This window comes from Lentibacillus halodurans, from assembly GCF_900112045.1.
Taxonomy (GTDB): Bacteria; Bacillota; Bacilli; order Bacillales; family Amphibacillaceae; genus Lentibacillus; species Lentibacillus halodurans.
The window spans coordinates 214,956-229,511 of record NZ_FOJW01000004.1 but is presented as its reverse complement, the minus strand read 5'-3'; the positions used below and the strand labels follow the sequence as shown (position 1 = coordinate 229,511).

The window sequence follows — 14,556 nt, the reverse complement described above, 5'->3', positions numbered from 1 at the left end:
CATTTAGGATGCTCCCTCTTTCATATTGCTGACTTATGATTCATTAACGATTGTTACGTCAACCGTACGGACGCCCCAATCATTTGCTTCATCTTTTGTTGGGACGTGGATGTCAATCTTGTTACCGTTAATAGCTCCACCGACATCTGCTGCAGTTGCATAACCATAGCCTTCAACATACACCTCTGAGCCTAATGGGATAACATTTGGATCTACTGCAATGACTTTTGCATTCGGATTGTCATTCAGATCAACACCAGTAGACGTGATGCCTGAGCATCCATTGCAGTCAGCCGTGTATGCTGTTGCCGTTACAGTTATTGTTTTGCCATCAGGATTATCCTGGGATGATTGTTCCTGATTGGCATCATTGGTGTTATTTGATGTCTGTTCCGTCTCATTTGATTCACCGGATGAACTTTCCGATACGGTTGCTGTAACAGGCTCGTCCTGCTGTTCAACATTAACACCTTTTATTTCAAGTTCTTGTCCAATTACGATGAGATCCGAATCCAGGTCATTCCACTTTTTCAGATCATCGACTGACACATCATACTCCTCGCTGATACCGATTAATGTATCACCTTTCTGAACCTGATATGTGTCATGAAGATTAAGTGTTTGATCCGGTTGAATAATCGTATTTTCAAGTTCATTTATGTCAACTAATTCGTCTACAGTTGTGTTATTTTCTTGCGCAATCTCCCAGAGACTGTCTCCTTTTTCAACTGTATATTCTGCTGCAGAAGCAGTGGTCACTGAAGCGCCAGCAATTATGACACCAGTAGCAATTGAAGCTACCATTTTCTTCATAGGTAGTCCCTCCTTTAAATTCTGCATTGCTCATCATACCATAAGGGTAGAGGCAGTGCAGTTACAAGACAATTAAGAGTCTGTTACAAGGATTGCCAAACTACCATAGAAATATTACAAGTTTTATAGATTTAATTCGAAAGTCCCGGATATGACTGTTTATGTAATAGGTTAATAACGAACTTCTCTTTTTATTGATAGGTTAAGTCAAAATTACGCAATAAATGTACCGACCCCTATACCGCTCAGTGCTTCTAAAACGTTTTGCCGACTTATTCCTAAAGCAACAAACTTTTTAGAGAACAGTATAAAAAAGATGAGATCTTAAGCAAATTAAGATCTCATACGGTACCCTCGAAATCAATTAGGGATGATCGTTCTATTTCGTTGTTTTCGGATCCAGTGCATCTTTTAGCCCTTCCCCGACAAAGTTAATGGATAGTATAGTTAATGTTATACATACAGCAGGCGGCACCCATATCCATGGTTTATCCTGCAAAACATCCGTTTGTCTGGCTTCCATTAACATGTTGCCCCAACTCGGTGTATCAGGTGGTACGCCAACTCCAATAAAACTAAGCCCTGCCTCTGCTACAATATAGGTTGCAAGTAACAGGGTAGCTTGTACAATAACGGTTGTCATCACATTCGGAAACAAATGCTTCATAATGACTTTTGATGGTCTGCTCCCAATAGATGATGCGGCTAAAACATATTCATTTTCCTTTTCTGCAAGAATCTTACTCCGAACGATCCTTGCAACACCGCCCCATCCAAGTAAGCTGAAAACAATAATTAAACTCCACATACCGGCCACCCTGTCAAACCCAATCAGGATAGCATTTAATACAATAACAAAAACATAAAATGGAAGTGTTAGTATAAAGTCCGTAAACCGCATAAGAAGGTTGTCAACCCAGCCACCATAATAGCCTGCTATAGATCCAATTATCGAACCGATTAATGTTACCGAGACCATGGATAATAGTCCAATTGTTAAAGAAACTCTCCCGCCATAAAGGGTTCTTACAAATACATCCCGTCCATTTCGATCTGTGCCAAACCAATGTTCACTGGACGGTTCTTTATTAATTTCGGACATATTAATTCTTGTTACGTCAGTATCCGTAATATATGGTGCTAAAAATGATACGGTAATAATAAAAATAAGAAATCCAAGACTGACCATTGCTAATTTTCGCTTCATAAATTTCTTGCGTGCTATCGTCCATGTTGAGTCAAATTTTGGTTTCCTGGGCGCATTTGCCGAAGATGTCTTCGTTGCTGGTTCCATTTACAACCCCCCTTAATAACGTATTCTTGGATCCACAACACCATACAATAGATCAGCTATTAAATTACCCGCTAACGTTAAGAATGAAAATACTAATGTTAAAGTCATGACAACAGGGTAATCTCTTGTCGTTACCGAGTCGATAAATAGCATGCCAATTCCCGGATAAGTAAATATTGTTTCGGTAATAATAGCCCCTCCAATTAGTGTTGCCAGGTCAAATCCAAAGAATGTTACAAGAGGTATAACAGAGTTTCTTAGAATATGCTTGTTGTAAATAACAGATTCCTTTGTCCCTCTTGCTCTAGCACTTCGCACATAGTCTTGTTTACTATTTTGTACAATATCATTCCGTAAAAATTGTGTGTAGGAAGCAGTTGAAAATAATCCAAGTGTTATTGCTGGTAAAATAACATGGTAAATTCGGTCAGTCCAAAACGCCATGGATCCCTGCTCCAATCCTGGAGTGATTGAACCACCAGATGGAAACCATCCGAGCTGAAAGGCAAAAAAGTAAATCGCAACAATCGCGACAATATACTGCGGTATAGCAATCCCTGTATAATTAAAGGTCGCAATAAAATTATCACCCAGCGTATACGGTCTTCTCCCGGAGTACATTCCCATCGTAAAAGCTAAGATATATGTAATAATAAGTGCCGAAATGGCTAAAAAGATTGTGTTGGGCAAGCGTTCGGCAATAACCTCTGTTACCGGTTTTTTATACGTTGTTGATTTCCCGAAATCTCCTTGCAGCACATTGGTAACCCATCTTTGGTACTGAACCAGTATCGGATCATTATACCCAAGCTCCTCTCTCATCTCCTCAATATATTCTGTGTTGGTATTATTTGGATCAATTTCCCCCGTGAAGGGGTCCCCTGGCATTAGCTTTGCCAGGGAAAATACAACGACGGAGATAAGGATAAGCAAAGGAATCATTGATAGAAGTCTGCGTATTGTGTAGGCTAACATCTTCATTTCTCCTTATCCTCAGTCAGATTATACGGGTTTCCTTGCAACATGATTGATTATTCAGTTACATACCATTCATGGTGATCACGCACACCGACAGCATCAATCGTTACACCTTCCAGTTTGTTGTTGATACCGTACAAGTCAAGATTTTCCCAAAGTGGGAGTGCTGGGAGTTCTTCGTTGAATAGTTTTTGCCATTCAACGTAAACTTCCGCCCGGTGGTCCTGATCAAAGGATGCTTCACTCAGGCCTTCGTCAAGCAGTTCATCTGACTCCTCATTTAACCAGCGTCCATAGTTCCATTCAGCTTCGCTGTGCCATAAGCCTGACGGATCAGGGTCTGTACCAACACTCCATGCGCCGAAGAATACTTCAATATTTTCATCATCATTCTCTTTCATTTCGTTGTATGTGTTAAATTCGATTAATTGTCCTGTTGCGAGTTCTGTTTTCAGACCGACATCCTCCCAGGCTTGCATCAGAGCTTGTGAGCGTCCTTCAAATGCAGCTGAACCGGCATAGTGACTGAAGGTCACCACAAATTCATCACCATTCGGGTCCTCACGATAGCCATCATCATTGACATCAACATATCCCGCTTCTTCTAACAGTTCTTCCGCTTTTTCAGGATCATAATCATATTGAATTAACTCGGACTCATCCGCAGCAATCCAATGTACCGACGGGACTGGCGTATTGACGATTGTCGCCTTGCCGGCGAGATACGTATCAACTAGTGCTTCGCGGTCAATGGCATAGAACATGGCCTTACGAAGCTCTTTGCTGTCATACTTATCATAGTCATCGACTGCTGTCCGATTGTCATAATCATAGCTGCCAAATCGGAAACCAACGTAGGAATAGCCCAAGCCTTCCTGTTCTTCAACACGAACGTTATCCAACTGTTCCAGATCTTCTACATCTTCTGGATTAACTTCCATAATATCAATTTCTTCATTTTGCAGCGCGCCTTGCACTAACGAAGGATCAATGACACGGATAGTGACTTCAGCCAGTTTTGGGGTTCCCTGCCAGTAATCATCAAATCGTTCAAGTGTTATATACTCCCCTTGAACAACTTCTTTGACTTTGAACGGGCCAAGACCTACAGGATTCTCACGTACTTCCGGTGCTTCCATCATATCGGCAACCGGAACATCCTCTAGCTCTGCTTTTGGCATTGGCGTCGTCCATAAGTTTTCCAGGTTATTGACTTTTGGTTCATTAAATGTAATGACTGCTGTATAATCATCGACGATTTCAAAGCCGGAGACAGAATCCGCCTCGCCTGCCCGATATTCCTCAGCTCCTTCAATGTCCTGTACATAGTTGTAACGCGGGCCTTCATAGTCAGGATGAGCCAAAACTTCAATAGCAAACTGCCAGTCTTCCATGGTCAGTTCTTCTCCGTTGTGCCACTTGACACCTTCTTCAAGGGTGAATGTATATTCCTGATTATCTTCTGTTTCCCATTCAGCCAGATGTGGTATATATTCAAGGTTTTCATTGGTTGTCACCATGTCCTCATGAATGAAATCGTTAACTTGTGAATCGATCGCACTGCCTGCAAATCCATCAATAAACAGCCCTTCAGGTGCCTGGTCAATGGCATACGTAATCGTTCCGTTCTCGTTGATACTATCTCCTTCTCCATCACCGCCTGAATCATCCGTTCCCTCTGTTTCACCTGCCCCATCTTCTTCACCTTCAGCATCTGATGCACTATCAGAGCATGCTGCCAATACGAAAAACAATGACATCAGTAGCAATAATAAAAACCAGAATTTCTTATTCACACTTCTTCCCCCTTTAAGTTATTTCTCATCATATAAAAGACAAGCGACCTGGCGATTCGGCCTCACCTCCTTCAATTGTGGCACAACTTCTTTACACTTAGGCATCGCCATCGGACACCTTGTATGAAAAACACATCCGGAAGGCGGATTTTGTGGACTCGGAACATCCCCTTCCAAAATAATTCTTTCTTTTTTATTCAGCGGATTTGGATCAGGTATAGCAGACGTTAATGCTTGTGTATAAGGATGCAATGGCTCTTTATAAATATCCTCTTTATCACTTACCTCTACCATACGGCCGAGATACATGACACCAATGCGATCACTCATATGTTTCACGACACTTAAATCGTGTGCAATAAACAAATAAGTCAGATCAAATTCATCCTGCAATTCCTGCAATAAATTGAGTACTTGTGATTGTATGGACACATCAAGTGCACTGACAGGCTCATCTGCAACGATTAATTTCGGATTTAAAGCCAATGCACGGGCAATCCCAATTCGCTGCCTTTGCCCGCCTGAAAACTCATGCGGATATTTATAATAATCCTCTTCACGCAGGCCAACTCGGTTTAACAGTTCCTTCACCTCTGCCTCCAGCTGTTTATGTGATTGCTTTGTGTAGTTTCGGATTGGTTCATCAATGATATGTCCAACCATCATTTTTGAATTGAGTGATGCATATGGATCCTGAAACACCATTTGAAAATTTTTGCGTATGTCACGCAGCTTTTCTCCGGATAGATTGGTTATATCTCTGCCATCAAAAATGATCTGTCCCTCGGTCGCATCTGTTAAACGTAAAATGGTTCTTCCAGCTGTTGATTTTCCGCAGCCGGATTCTCCAACTAATCCGAATGTTTCCCCTTTTTTCAGGGTTAACGATATATCATCTACAGCCTTGATATCACCGATTTTTCGTTTAAAAAATCCGGCAGTAACAGGGTAGTATTTCTTTAAATTTTTGATCTCCAATAAGGTTTCTTTATTCTGTCTTTCTCTTTCCAGGTTTACTGTTACAGTATGCTGACTCATTGATTGACTTCCTCCTTTTCTATTGAGCTTGTGTCTGGATAACATGCATCATAAAGGAGGCACCTTGCTTCATGGTCATCGGAAACCTTTGCCAGCTGTGGGGTGATCTTTGTACAATCATCAAATGCCTTTGGACAACGATCGGCAAAACGGCAGCCAACATGGGGCATATTTTTTAACGATGGAACAATCCCATCAATGGTATTCAATTTGTTTTTCTGTTCATCCATCCTTGGAATACTGCTAATCATGGATTTTGTATATGGGTGTTTGGGTTCGGTAAATAAATCGACTACATTTGCTGTTTCAACTATTTTTCCCGCATACATTACGATAACTTTATCAGCCATTTCAGCTACTACGCCTAAATCGTGCGTGATAAGCATGATGGCCATATCTTCTTTCTCCTGAATGGCCTTCATTAATTCCAATATTTGTGCTTGAACTGTAACATCTAAGGCTGTGGTTGGCTCATCTGCAATGAGCAGTTTAGGATTCAAGGCTATAGAGATCGCTATCATGATTCGTTGCCGCATACCACCGGATAATTGATGTGGGTATTCATCAATGATCTTTTCCGGTCTCGGTATGCCAACTTGTTTTAATAGATCAATCCCTCTTTCACGTGCTTCTTGTTTTGACATATCAGTGTGGTTAAACAAAACTTCCTGGAGTTGGGATCCCACTGTAAAGACGGGGTTTAATGCTGTCATTGGCTCCTGGAAAATCATGGATATATCCTTGCCACGAACTTTATTCATCTCTTCATCTGTTTTTTGGGTTAAATCTTCACCATTAAATATAATTTCCCCTTTTGATATTTTAGAGTTAATCTTAGGCAATAAATTCATAATGGATAAAGACATGACACTCTTGCCACAACCTGATTCACCAACAACACAGACTACTTCCTTTGGCTTTACACTTAAATTCACATCGACGACTGCATGATGTAACTCACCATCTATTAAAAATCCTGTATGTAAATTGTTTATGTCGAGTACGTTTTGATCATGCTGTTCTTGCGGCAAAATGATTCCCCCTCAAATATCATTTTATAATACCGAAAATTTAAAAAAATAAGTTTATATGTCGTATGTAATAAACCTGAAATACGCTTGGATTTTGTTAAATTATATATTATTTTCAGATATTTAACAAGTCCCTCTATTCCTTTCTTCTATTTTTTTAAATTATATTTAAATTGTCGATATTCATGCGTTACTAAAATATAAATAACAAAAAGGACTCGCGGGATATATACCTCAAACGAGTCCTTTTTCCTAACATCATCATCCTATTGTCAATAAACGGGTGACTTTATTTTAATTCTTCACTGCTTGTCTTGCCTTATGCTCCTCATTATATTTATCATTGTATAAATGACAGGCAACCCAATGATCTTTCGTATATTCCTGCCACTCAGGTTCTACTTTGGCACACACATCCATTGCCAGCGGGCATCTTGTCCGGAACCGGCACCCACTAGGTGGATTGATCGGGCTGGGAACATCACCTTCAATAATAATCCGTTCCCTGGAGCGTTCCACTTCCGGATCAGAAATCGGGATTGCACTCAACAGTGCCTGTGTATAAGGATGTAATGGCTCATGATACAAATCATCACTTGTAGCCACTTCTGCCATATTACCCAAATACATAACCCCGACCCTGTCACTGATATGCTTTACCATGGAAAGGTCGTGCGCAATAAACAGGTATGTCAATCCACGTTCTTCCTGTAACTCTCTCATCAGGTTAACTACCTGCGCCTGAATGGAAACGTCCAAGGCAGAAATGGCCTCATCAGCAACAATAAATTCCGGATTCACCGCCAACGCTCGGGCGATTCCAATCCGCTGCCTCTGACCACCACTGAATTCATGAGGATAACGGTTACCGTGTTCCTGATTAAGACCAACCGTTTCCAGCAATTGGTTAACAAGATTTAACCGTTCTTGTTTCGATTTTGCTAAACCATGAATGTCAATTCCTTCAGCAATAATATCTTTTACAGTCATTCTAGGATTCAACGAAGCATACGGATCTTGGAATATCATTTGCATACTGCGATTGAATTTTTTTAATTCTTTGGCTGACTTCTTCCCATGGACATTTTCACCCTGATAGTCTACTTCCCCTTCAGTAGCTTCATAGAGTCGCATGATAGTCCGTCCTGCAGTCGATTTGCCGCAGCCGGATTCTCCGACAAGCCCGAATGTTTCACCTTTATAGATATCAAATGTGATACCATCCACCGCTTTGAGTACAGTTTTACCGGCCATTGGAAAATGTTTCTTCAAATCTTTGATCTCTAGTAATTTTTCCCTTTGATCAATCATTTGCTTTCGAACCTCCTACAATTGCAGATTCGGGTGGTTCTACTTTTGGTGCACGTTCATCCAGTAGCCAGCAAGCCGTTTTTTGTGTATCGGATAATTCCGTATAGTCCGGCATATGGTTTTCGCAAACTTTCATGGCGTATGGACAGCGTGCTGCAAAAGGACAACCTTTTGGCGGATCCAATAAATCTGGCGGCGAGCCAGGAATGGCATGCAGCTCTTCATCACTGTTCTCGAGTTTCGGCATGGACCCAAGCAGCCCCCATGTGTACGGATGGCGTGCATTATAAAAGATTTCATCTGCAGAACCCGTCTCAACGACTTTCCCGCCATACATGACAGCTACACGGTCAGCAGCATTCGCCACGACACCCAAATCGTGCGTAATCAGAATAATGGCGGTACCGGTCTGTTCTTTTAAACCGCGCATTAAATCAAGTATTTGTGCCTGAATCGTTACATCCAATGCTGTTGTGGGTTCATCCGCAATCAGAATCTTTGGATTACAAGCAAGTGCAATCGCGATCATGGCACGCTGGCGCATTCCGCCCGAGTATTGGTGCGGGTATTGATTAATTCTCGTCTCGGGATTCGGAATGCCAACAAGTTTCAACAATTCAATCCCACGATTGTGCGCTTCTTTTTTTGACATATTCTGGTGCTTAATCAAGCTTTCAGCAATCTGCTTTCCTACTGTCATCGTAGGGTTTAATGATGTCATCGGATCCTGGAAAATCATACTAATATCTTTACCACGTATATTCTCCATCTGTTTATCCGATTTCTGAATAATATCTTCACCATCGAATTTAATCGATCCGTCCTCGAATTTTCCTGGCGGCGTCTCAATTAAGCGCATCAGTGATTGAGCTGTAACACTTTTTCCCGACCCTGATTCACCGACAATGGCCAGTGTTTCTTTTTCGCTTAGTTCAAAATTTACACCACGTACGGCTTTCACATCGCCGCCAAACGTATCAAACGAAACGGAAAGATTATTGACTTCCAATACTTTTTTCATGTTTATATCCTCCCATTATTAGCGTTCTTTCGGATCCAGTGCATCCCGCATTCCATCACCAATAACGTTAAAGGCAAGCATCGTTAGAACGATGAAGAATGATGGGAAGAACAACTGATAAGGCTGGTATTGCAGGTATGGCAGTGCTGCGTCAGACATCGTACCCCAACTAGCTAGCGGAGCTGGTACGCCCAGTCCTAAATAACTTAAGAACGCTTCCGTAAAGATTGCGTTAGGAATGGTTAATGTTAATGTAACGAGTATTGGCCCCATCGTATTCGGGATCAGATGCTTGAATAACAGCCTGCCTTTCCCTGCACCAAGTGATTGGGCCGCCATAACATATTCCTCAGTCCGAAGCTGCATAACCTGCCCCCGTACAATCCTGGCCATATTGATCCAGCCTGTGATGGTCATGGCCAGAATCATTGTCCATAATCCTTGTGGCATGACAACCATTAACAAGATAACGACCAACAAATATGGTACGCCATATAAAATATCAGCAATACGCATCATATATTCATCAACTTTCCCGCCGAAGAACCCGGCAGTAGCACCCCAAATGACGCCAATAATCAGGTCAAGAAACGCGGCAGCCAGACCGATAAATAAGGAAATTTTCGCGCCATACCATGTTCTTGCGAAAACATCTCTTCCCAGCTGGTCTGTGCCAAACCAATGATCAGCAGACGGGGGCTGATTCGCATTAATCAGATCGTTGGAAAAATAGTTATAACCGGATATGGGACCGCCAATAAACGACATGATTCCAAGAAAGACGATGACGGCAACACCAAACAGTGCTAATTTATTTTTTTTGAAACGGCGCCATGCATCTTTCCAAAAGGAAGTGCTTTCTCTGGCAATTTTCTCTGCTTCCGCTTCATTATATTCAATTGGTTCAAAATCAGACTTTTTTAAATTTAACTGTGCCATTATTTACTGCCCCCTTTGCTGGCAACCTTTATCCGAGGGTCAATTAATCCGTAAATCAAGTCGACGATCAAAATAGAAATTAACAAAAGTACACTGAAGAATACGGTTGTACCCATAATAACGGTATAATCACGGTTTGTTATGCTTTGAACAAATTCATTCCCTAACCCTGGTATTGCAAAGATTTTTTCAATCACAAAACTTCCGGTTAAAATAGCTACTACTAATGGCCCCAGGTAGGATACAACCGGCATGATCGCATTCCGCAATGCATGTTTGTACGTTACAACGCGATCACTTAGTCCTTTGGATTTAGCAGTTTTGATATAATCTGAGCCTAGTACTTCCAGCATGCTGGAGCGCATTAAACGGGCGATGAACGCAAGCGGTGTAGTTGCGAGCGCGACCGCCGGAAGTATGGTGTGTGCAAATGAATCAAATCGAGCCACCGGCAGTGCATCCATCTGCATGGCAAATACATATTGCAGAACCGCGGCCATAATGAAGTTTGGTACCGATATACCAAGAACAGCTATCACCATTGCCGTATAATCGCCAAATTTATTGTGTTTCAATGCCGCAAACACACCCAGCAATACCCCAATCGATAGTGCAATAAAAATAGCTTCTGCACCTAATACAAGCGAGTAAGGGAAACTTCGATTGATAATGTCATTAACTGATTGTGCAGGATATTTAAATGATGGACCAAAGTCCCATGTTGAGATGTCTGTTAAATAATCAACATATTGGACATGCAACGGGTCATCTAATCCGTATTGTTCATTTAATTGTTGTTCAATTTCAGGCGGCAGCTGTCGTTCAGATGTGAATGGTCCGCCTGGTGCAGCTTGCATTAATAGAAACGTAATGGTAACGATAAAGAATAACGATACAATAATAAACCCTATCCGTTTTAACAAATACTTTGCCAAACCTAAACACCTCCACCTTTCCTTCATTTGATATAAAACGTTTATTCGGGGCTTGTCCATTTTTTGCATGGAATTATCTTGATTCTCTAAATCTTAAAAGTATTATGTTTTCTCACAGTAAAAAGAGGGGTGAATTTAATCACCCCTTAACAGTTCACTATCTCCATCAAACTAATGATAGTTTGAAAGAAATAGTGAACGGTTGATCACCGTAAGCTTTTAAGTTCAAAGATATACAAAGGCGTTTAAATTCGTGATGTGTAAGCCGCTCTATATTATTCCTGATGAATTTAAATCCCGCAATAAGGTATATAGCAATCTATATACCTTATATGCGGTTTATTAATTTTAATGCTCTTCAATGTAGCCCCATTTGTATTGGATAGTACCCAAATTACCGACTGTTACATTCTTCACATAATCTTTATGGGCATATACGTTTGAATAGAAGTAAACTGGCGCAATCGGCATGGCATCCATGAAGATTTGCTCAGCTTCACGCAGTAGTTCTTTACGTGCAGCTTCATCCTCTTCACTTCTGGATTGTTCAAGCAGGCTGGCATACTCTTCGTCTTCCCAGTTTGTGTAGTTATTTCCACCAACCGTTTCAAAGATTTCCAGGAAGTTGATCGGATCCAGGAAGTCTCCTAACCAACCCATACGGCCAACCTGATAGTTGCCTTCACTCATGGAATCAAGATAGACGTTCCATTCTTCATTGTTCAGTTCAACATCGACACCAAGGTTCTCTTTCCACATATCCTGAGCAGCCTGTGCGATTGCAGCGTGTCCTTCATCAGTGTTATAGGAAAGTTGAATTGTTGGCAATTCGTCGAGTCCCATCTCTTCCAGACCCGTTTCAAGATATTCTTTGGCTTTTTCAGTATCGCCGTCTTCAAAGTAGCCTTCTTCATTTTCTTCCCAAATAGCGGATGGAACAAGTGCCATTCCTGGCCGTTGTTCACCTTTTGTAATGTTTTGTACAATGGCTTCACGGTTTAGCGACAGTGCGAATGCTTTACGGATATTCGCGTTCGTAAACGGTTCTTCCTCTGTATTAAATGAATAATAGTACGTTCCCGCCATTGGCGATATGTTCAAGGTTCCATCCTGTTTCATTTGTGGAATGGCTGCCAATGGAACCGAATCAGTTGGGTCTCCAATCCAGTCCAGTTCACCTTGGTCATACATATTTTTTGCAGTATTTTCGTCATCAACCATTTCCATGGTAATTGTTTCTAAATGTACGTTTTCGGCATCCCAGTAGTCAGGGTTTTTCTTCAGAACGACTTGATCTTTATGTGCCCATTCTTCTAATAAGAACGGACCATTTGTCACATAATCCTCTCCAGCGTCTGCAGCCCACTCGTCATTGCTTTCGGCCACATCCTGGTTAAACGGAAAATACGTATAGAATGCTGTCAATTCAAGGAAATACGGCGTTGGGTTCTCCAGTTCAACAACCAACGTTTTCTCATCTTCTACTGTGATCCCTACGTCATCCAAAGATCCTTCACCAGTTTTAGCAGCTTCAGCACCTTTGATTGGATACATCTGGTAGGCATAATCCGTGTCAGGACTGTCAGGGTTCAGTACCCATTTCCATGAATCTGCAAAATCCTGTGCTGTTATCGGATCCCCGTTTGACCATTCAACACCGTCACGGATTGTGAATGTATAAGTCAGTCCGTCATCTGAAACTTCGATATCACTCGCCATAGCTGGCTGTGGCTCACCATCCTGATCAACCCTTGTCAGCCCCTCAAAAACTTGGGTAAGTACTGCATTTGAAGTCGTATCAGTCGCTTTGCCCGGATGCAATGAAGGCGGCTCGGTTTTAATATTTACCGTCAAAGACTGATCCTCAGCCAGTGCGGGCTCGCCACTGTCTTCCCCTTCATTTGATTGTCCTGTATCGTCACTCGCGTCTTCTCCTTCACCGCTGCTGTCATCTCCGCCGCATGCGGCAAGGAATATTCCCATAGCAAATACGAGTGCAAGAAGTAATGACCACTTCTTCCAATTCATTCGTTTGACCTCCCCTTTTTTACCTATCTTTCTTTTAACAGACAATTCTAACTGTTTTTGAATTATCTGTGGGTTTATTATACTATTGATTTTAAGAAATTTCATCATGTTTTTTAAATAATTTATTTCACAATTTAAATATTTCGTGTTTCAAATTATTTGTAAACGCTTGATATAAAAGAGATTTAGCTATTAAGTCTATTGTTAATTATATAAAAATTTTTTTACAACCATTTAACTTTGAAGGATTGTTTTTGCAAAAAACACCAGTCAATTAAATATCCCCTCAAAGAAATTCCCGATCATTCTGGCCAAGTTACTGAAAAATGCCTCAACGCGGTTCCAGAATCCCTCATCATTTATCAAATCCTGAACTTTGGAAGCGATCTCATCAAGCTGATTTTTAACATTATCAAAATTTATATCCAGATCACGCATTCTATTAAATAAATCGGTGAGCATTTGCCGGTCTTCTTCACTCAGTGATATATCCAGATTATTCAGTTGTTCTTCGACGATCTGTTCGATTTCTTCCTTGGTAGCAGGATTTTGATCCGCTATTGCCTGCTTAATTTCTGTCAGCAGTTCACTGACTTTTTCCTGATTTAACCCTTCTTTATCTGCCAGATCTGTTGCCACATCAAGTTCATCATTTGCCAGTTCCATTCGCTCTTTATCAAGCTCTTCTCCTTCAGCATCATAAGCTTTATAAATACCGGTAAGCGCGGAATGACCACTGACTTGGACCGGCGATACCACATCAACGGTTGCATTTTCCACACCGGCGGTCAAGAGCGCATTGGCATACATTTCGTTGGTTACCTGCGTAATATTATCGGGCGTGACAATGTTAATCGTTAATCCGGTGCCCTCTTCTTCACGGGTGATTTTGGCAGATGAAAACATTCTCGAGTTCGGATCACCATCAATATAGTTTGCAATATCCTCACCAGTTACAGCGTATTCTTCTACAGCTTCTGGATCAGTTACCTCAAGCAGTTCCCTGACCTCTTCTTTCTGGGAATCGGATAAGGTATCACCATATACAACAATCGGAACACCCATTTTTTCGTTAATGCCATCATTTGCTGCGTGTACCGGGGCGGTAAAGCTAAAGACCATGACTGCCATGATCAAAAAAGTGACAGTTGGTTTTAGATAACGTTTCATATTGATTAAACTCCTTTACAGAAAATTTGCTTGTCCAATCTGCATCATTTACTTATATTAAGATTCATTATACCGTTTTATGCTTTCTTTGAATAGATTTTTTTCTATGTTACGATATCCATCCATTCCAAAAAATGTGGTGAGCATTAAACTTTAAATTTATTTCGTGTTCCATTATATTTAGTGTGGCGAAATAATTTAG

General features: G+C 41.2%; 12 protein-coding genes. All 12 read right to left on the bottom strand.

Annotated features, from left to right (window positions below):
* Positions 1-33: 33 nt before the first annotated feature.
* The gene (locus BM195_RS06815; protein ID WP_090235589.1) at positions 34-813 is read right to left on the bottom strand and encodes a 3D domain-containing protein; all 780 of its coding nucleotides are present in this window, start codon (positions 811-813) and stop codon (positions 34-36) included.
* A 379-nt stretch (positions 814-1,192) separates the two neighbouring features.
* Positions 1,193-2,107 carry an oligopeptide ABC transporter permease gene (gene opp4C / locus BM195_RS06810; protein WP_090235585.1) on the bottom strand — a complete coding sequence of 305 codons (915 nt, stop codon included), beginning with the start codon at positions 2,105-2,107 and terminating at the stop codon, positions 1,193-1,195.
* Between the two features lie 12 nt (positions 2,108-2,119).
* Positions 2,120-3,082, bottom strand: a complete 963-nt coding sequence (gene opp4B, locus BM195_RS06805; RefSeq protein ID WP_090235582.1) for an oligopeptide ABC transporter permease — start codon at positions 3,080-3,082, stop codon at positions 2,120-2,122.
* 56 nt (positions 3,083-3,138) lie between these two features.
* Positions 3,139-4,881, bottom strand: coding sequence for an oligopeptide ABC transporter substrate-binding protein (gene opp4A, locus BM195_RS06800; RefSeq protein ID WP_244535687.1), 1,743 nt, complete (start codon positions 4,879-4,881; stop codon positions 3,139-3,141).
* An 18-nt stretch (positions 4,882-4,899) separates the two neighbouring features.
* Positions 4,900-5,919, bottom strand: a complete 1,020-nt coding sequence (locus BM195_RS06795) for an ABC transporter ATP-binding protein (protein ID WP_090235580.1) — start codon at positions 5,917-5,919, stop codon at positions 4,900-4,902.
* Positions 5,916-6,950: an ABC transporter ATP-binding protein gene (locus tag BM195_RS06790; RefSeq protein WP_090235574.1), complete on the bottom strand. Its 1,035-nt coding sequence runs from the start codon at positions 6,948-6,950 to the stop codon at positions 5,916-5,918. The genes BM195_RS06795 and BM195_RS06790 overlap by 4 nt, the downstream gene beginning before the upstream one ends.
* Before the next feature lie 294 nt (positions 6,951-7,244).
* On the bottom strand, positions 7,245-8,261 hold the full coding sequence (locus BM195_RS06785; RefSeq protein WP_090235569.1) for an ABC transporter ATP-binding protein: 1,017 nt from the start codon (positions 8,259-8,261) through the stop codon (positions 7,245-7,247).
* A complete protein-coding gene (locus tag BM195_RS06780; protein WP_090235566.1) occupies positions 8,254-9,282 on the bottom strand; it encodes an ABC transporter ATP-binding protein in 1,029 nt (342 codons plus the stop codon). The genes BM195_RS06785 and BM195_RS06780 overlap by 8 nt, the downstream gene beginning before the upstream one ends.
* Positions 9,283-9,300: 18 nt before the next feature.
* A complete protein-coding gene (locus tag BM195_RS06775; RefSeq protein WP_090235562.1) occupies positions 9,301-10,221 on the bottom strand; it encodes an ABC transporter permease in 921 nt (306 codons plus the stop codon).
* Positions 10,221-11,156 (bottom strand): ABC transporter permease, encoded by a 936-nt coding sequence (locus tag BM195_RS06770; protein ID WP_090235557.1) that lies wholly within the window; start codon positions 11,154-11,156, stop codon positions 10,221-10,223. Before BM195_RS06770 ends, BM195_RS06775 begins: the two co-directional genes overlap by 1 nt.
* 348 nt (positions 11,157-11,504) lie before the next feature.
* Entirely contained in the window at positions 11,505-13,184 is a 1,680-nt protein-coding gene (locus tag BM195_RS06765; protein WP_090235550.1) for a peptide ABC transporter substrate-binding protein, read from the bottom strand.
* Between the two features lie 270 nt (positions 13,185-13,454).
* The gene (locus BM195_RS06760) at positions 13,455-14,354 is read right to left on the bottom strand and encodes a DUF1002 domain-containing protein (RefSeq protein ID WP_090235547.1); all 900 of its coding nucleotides are present in this window, start codon (positions 14,352-14,354) and stop codon (positions 13,455-13,457) included.
* Between the last annotated feature and the right edge of the window lie 202 nt (positions 14,355-14,556).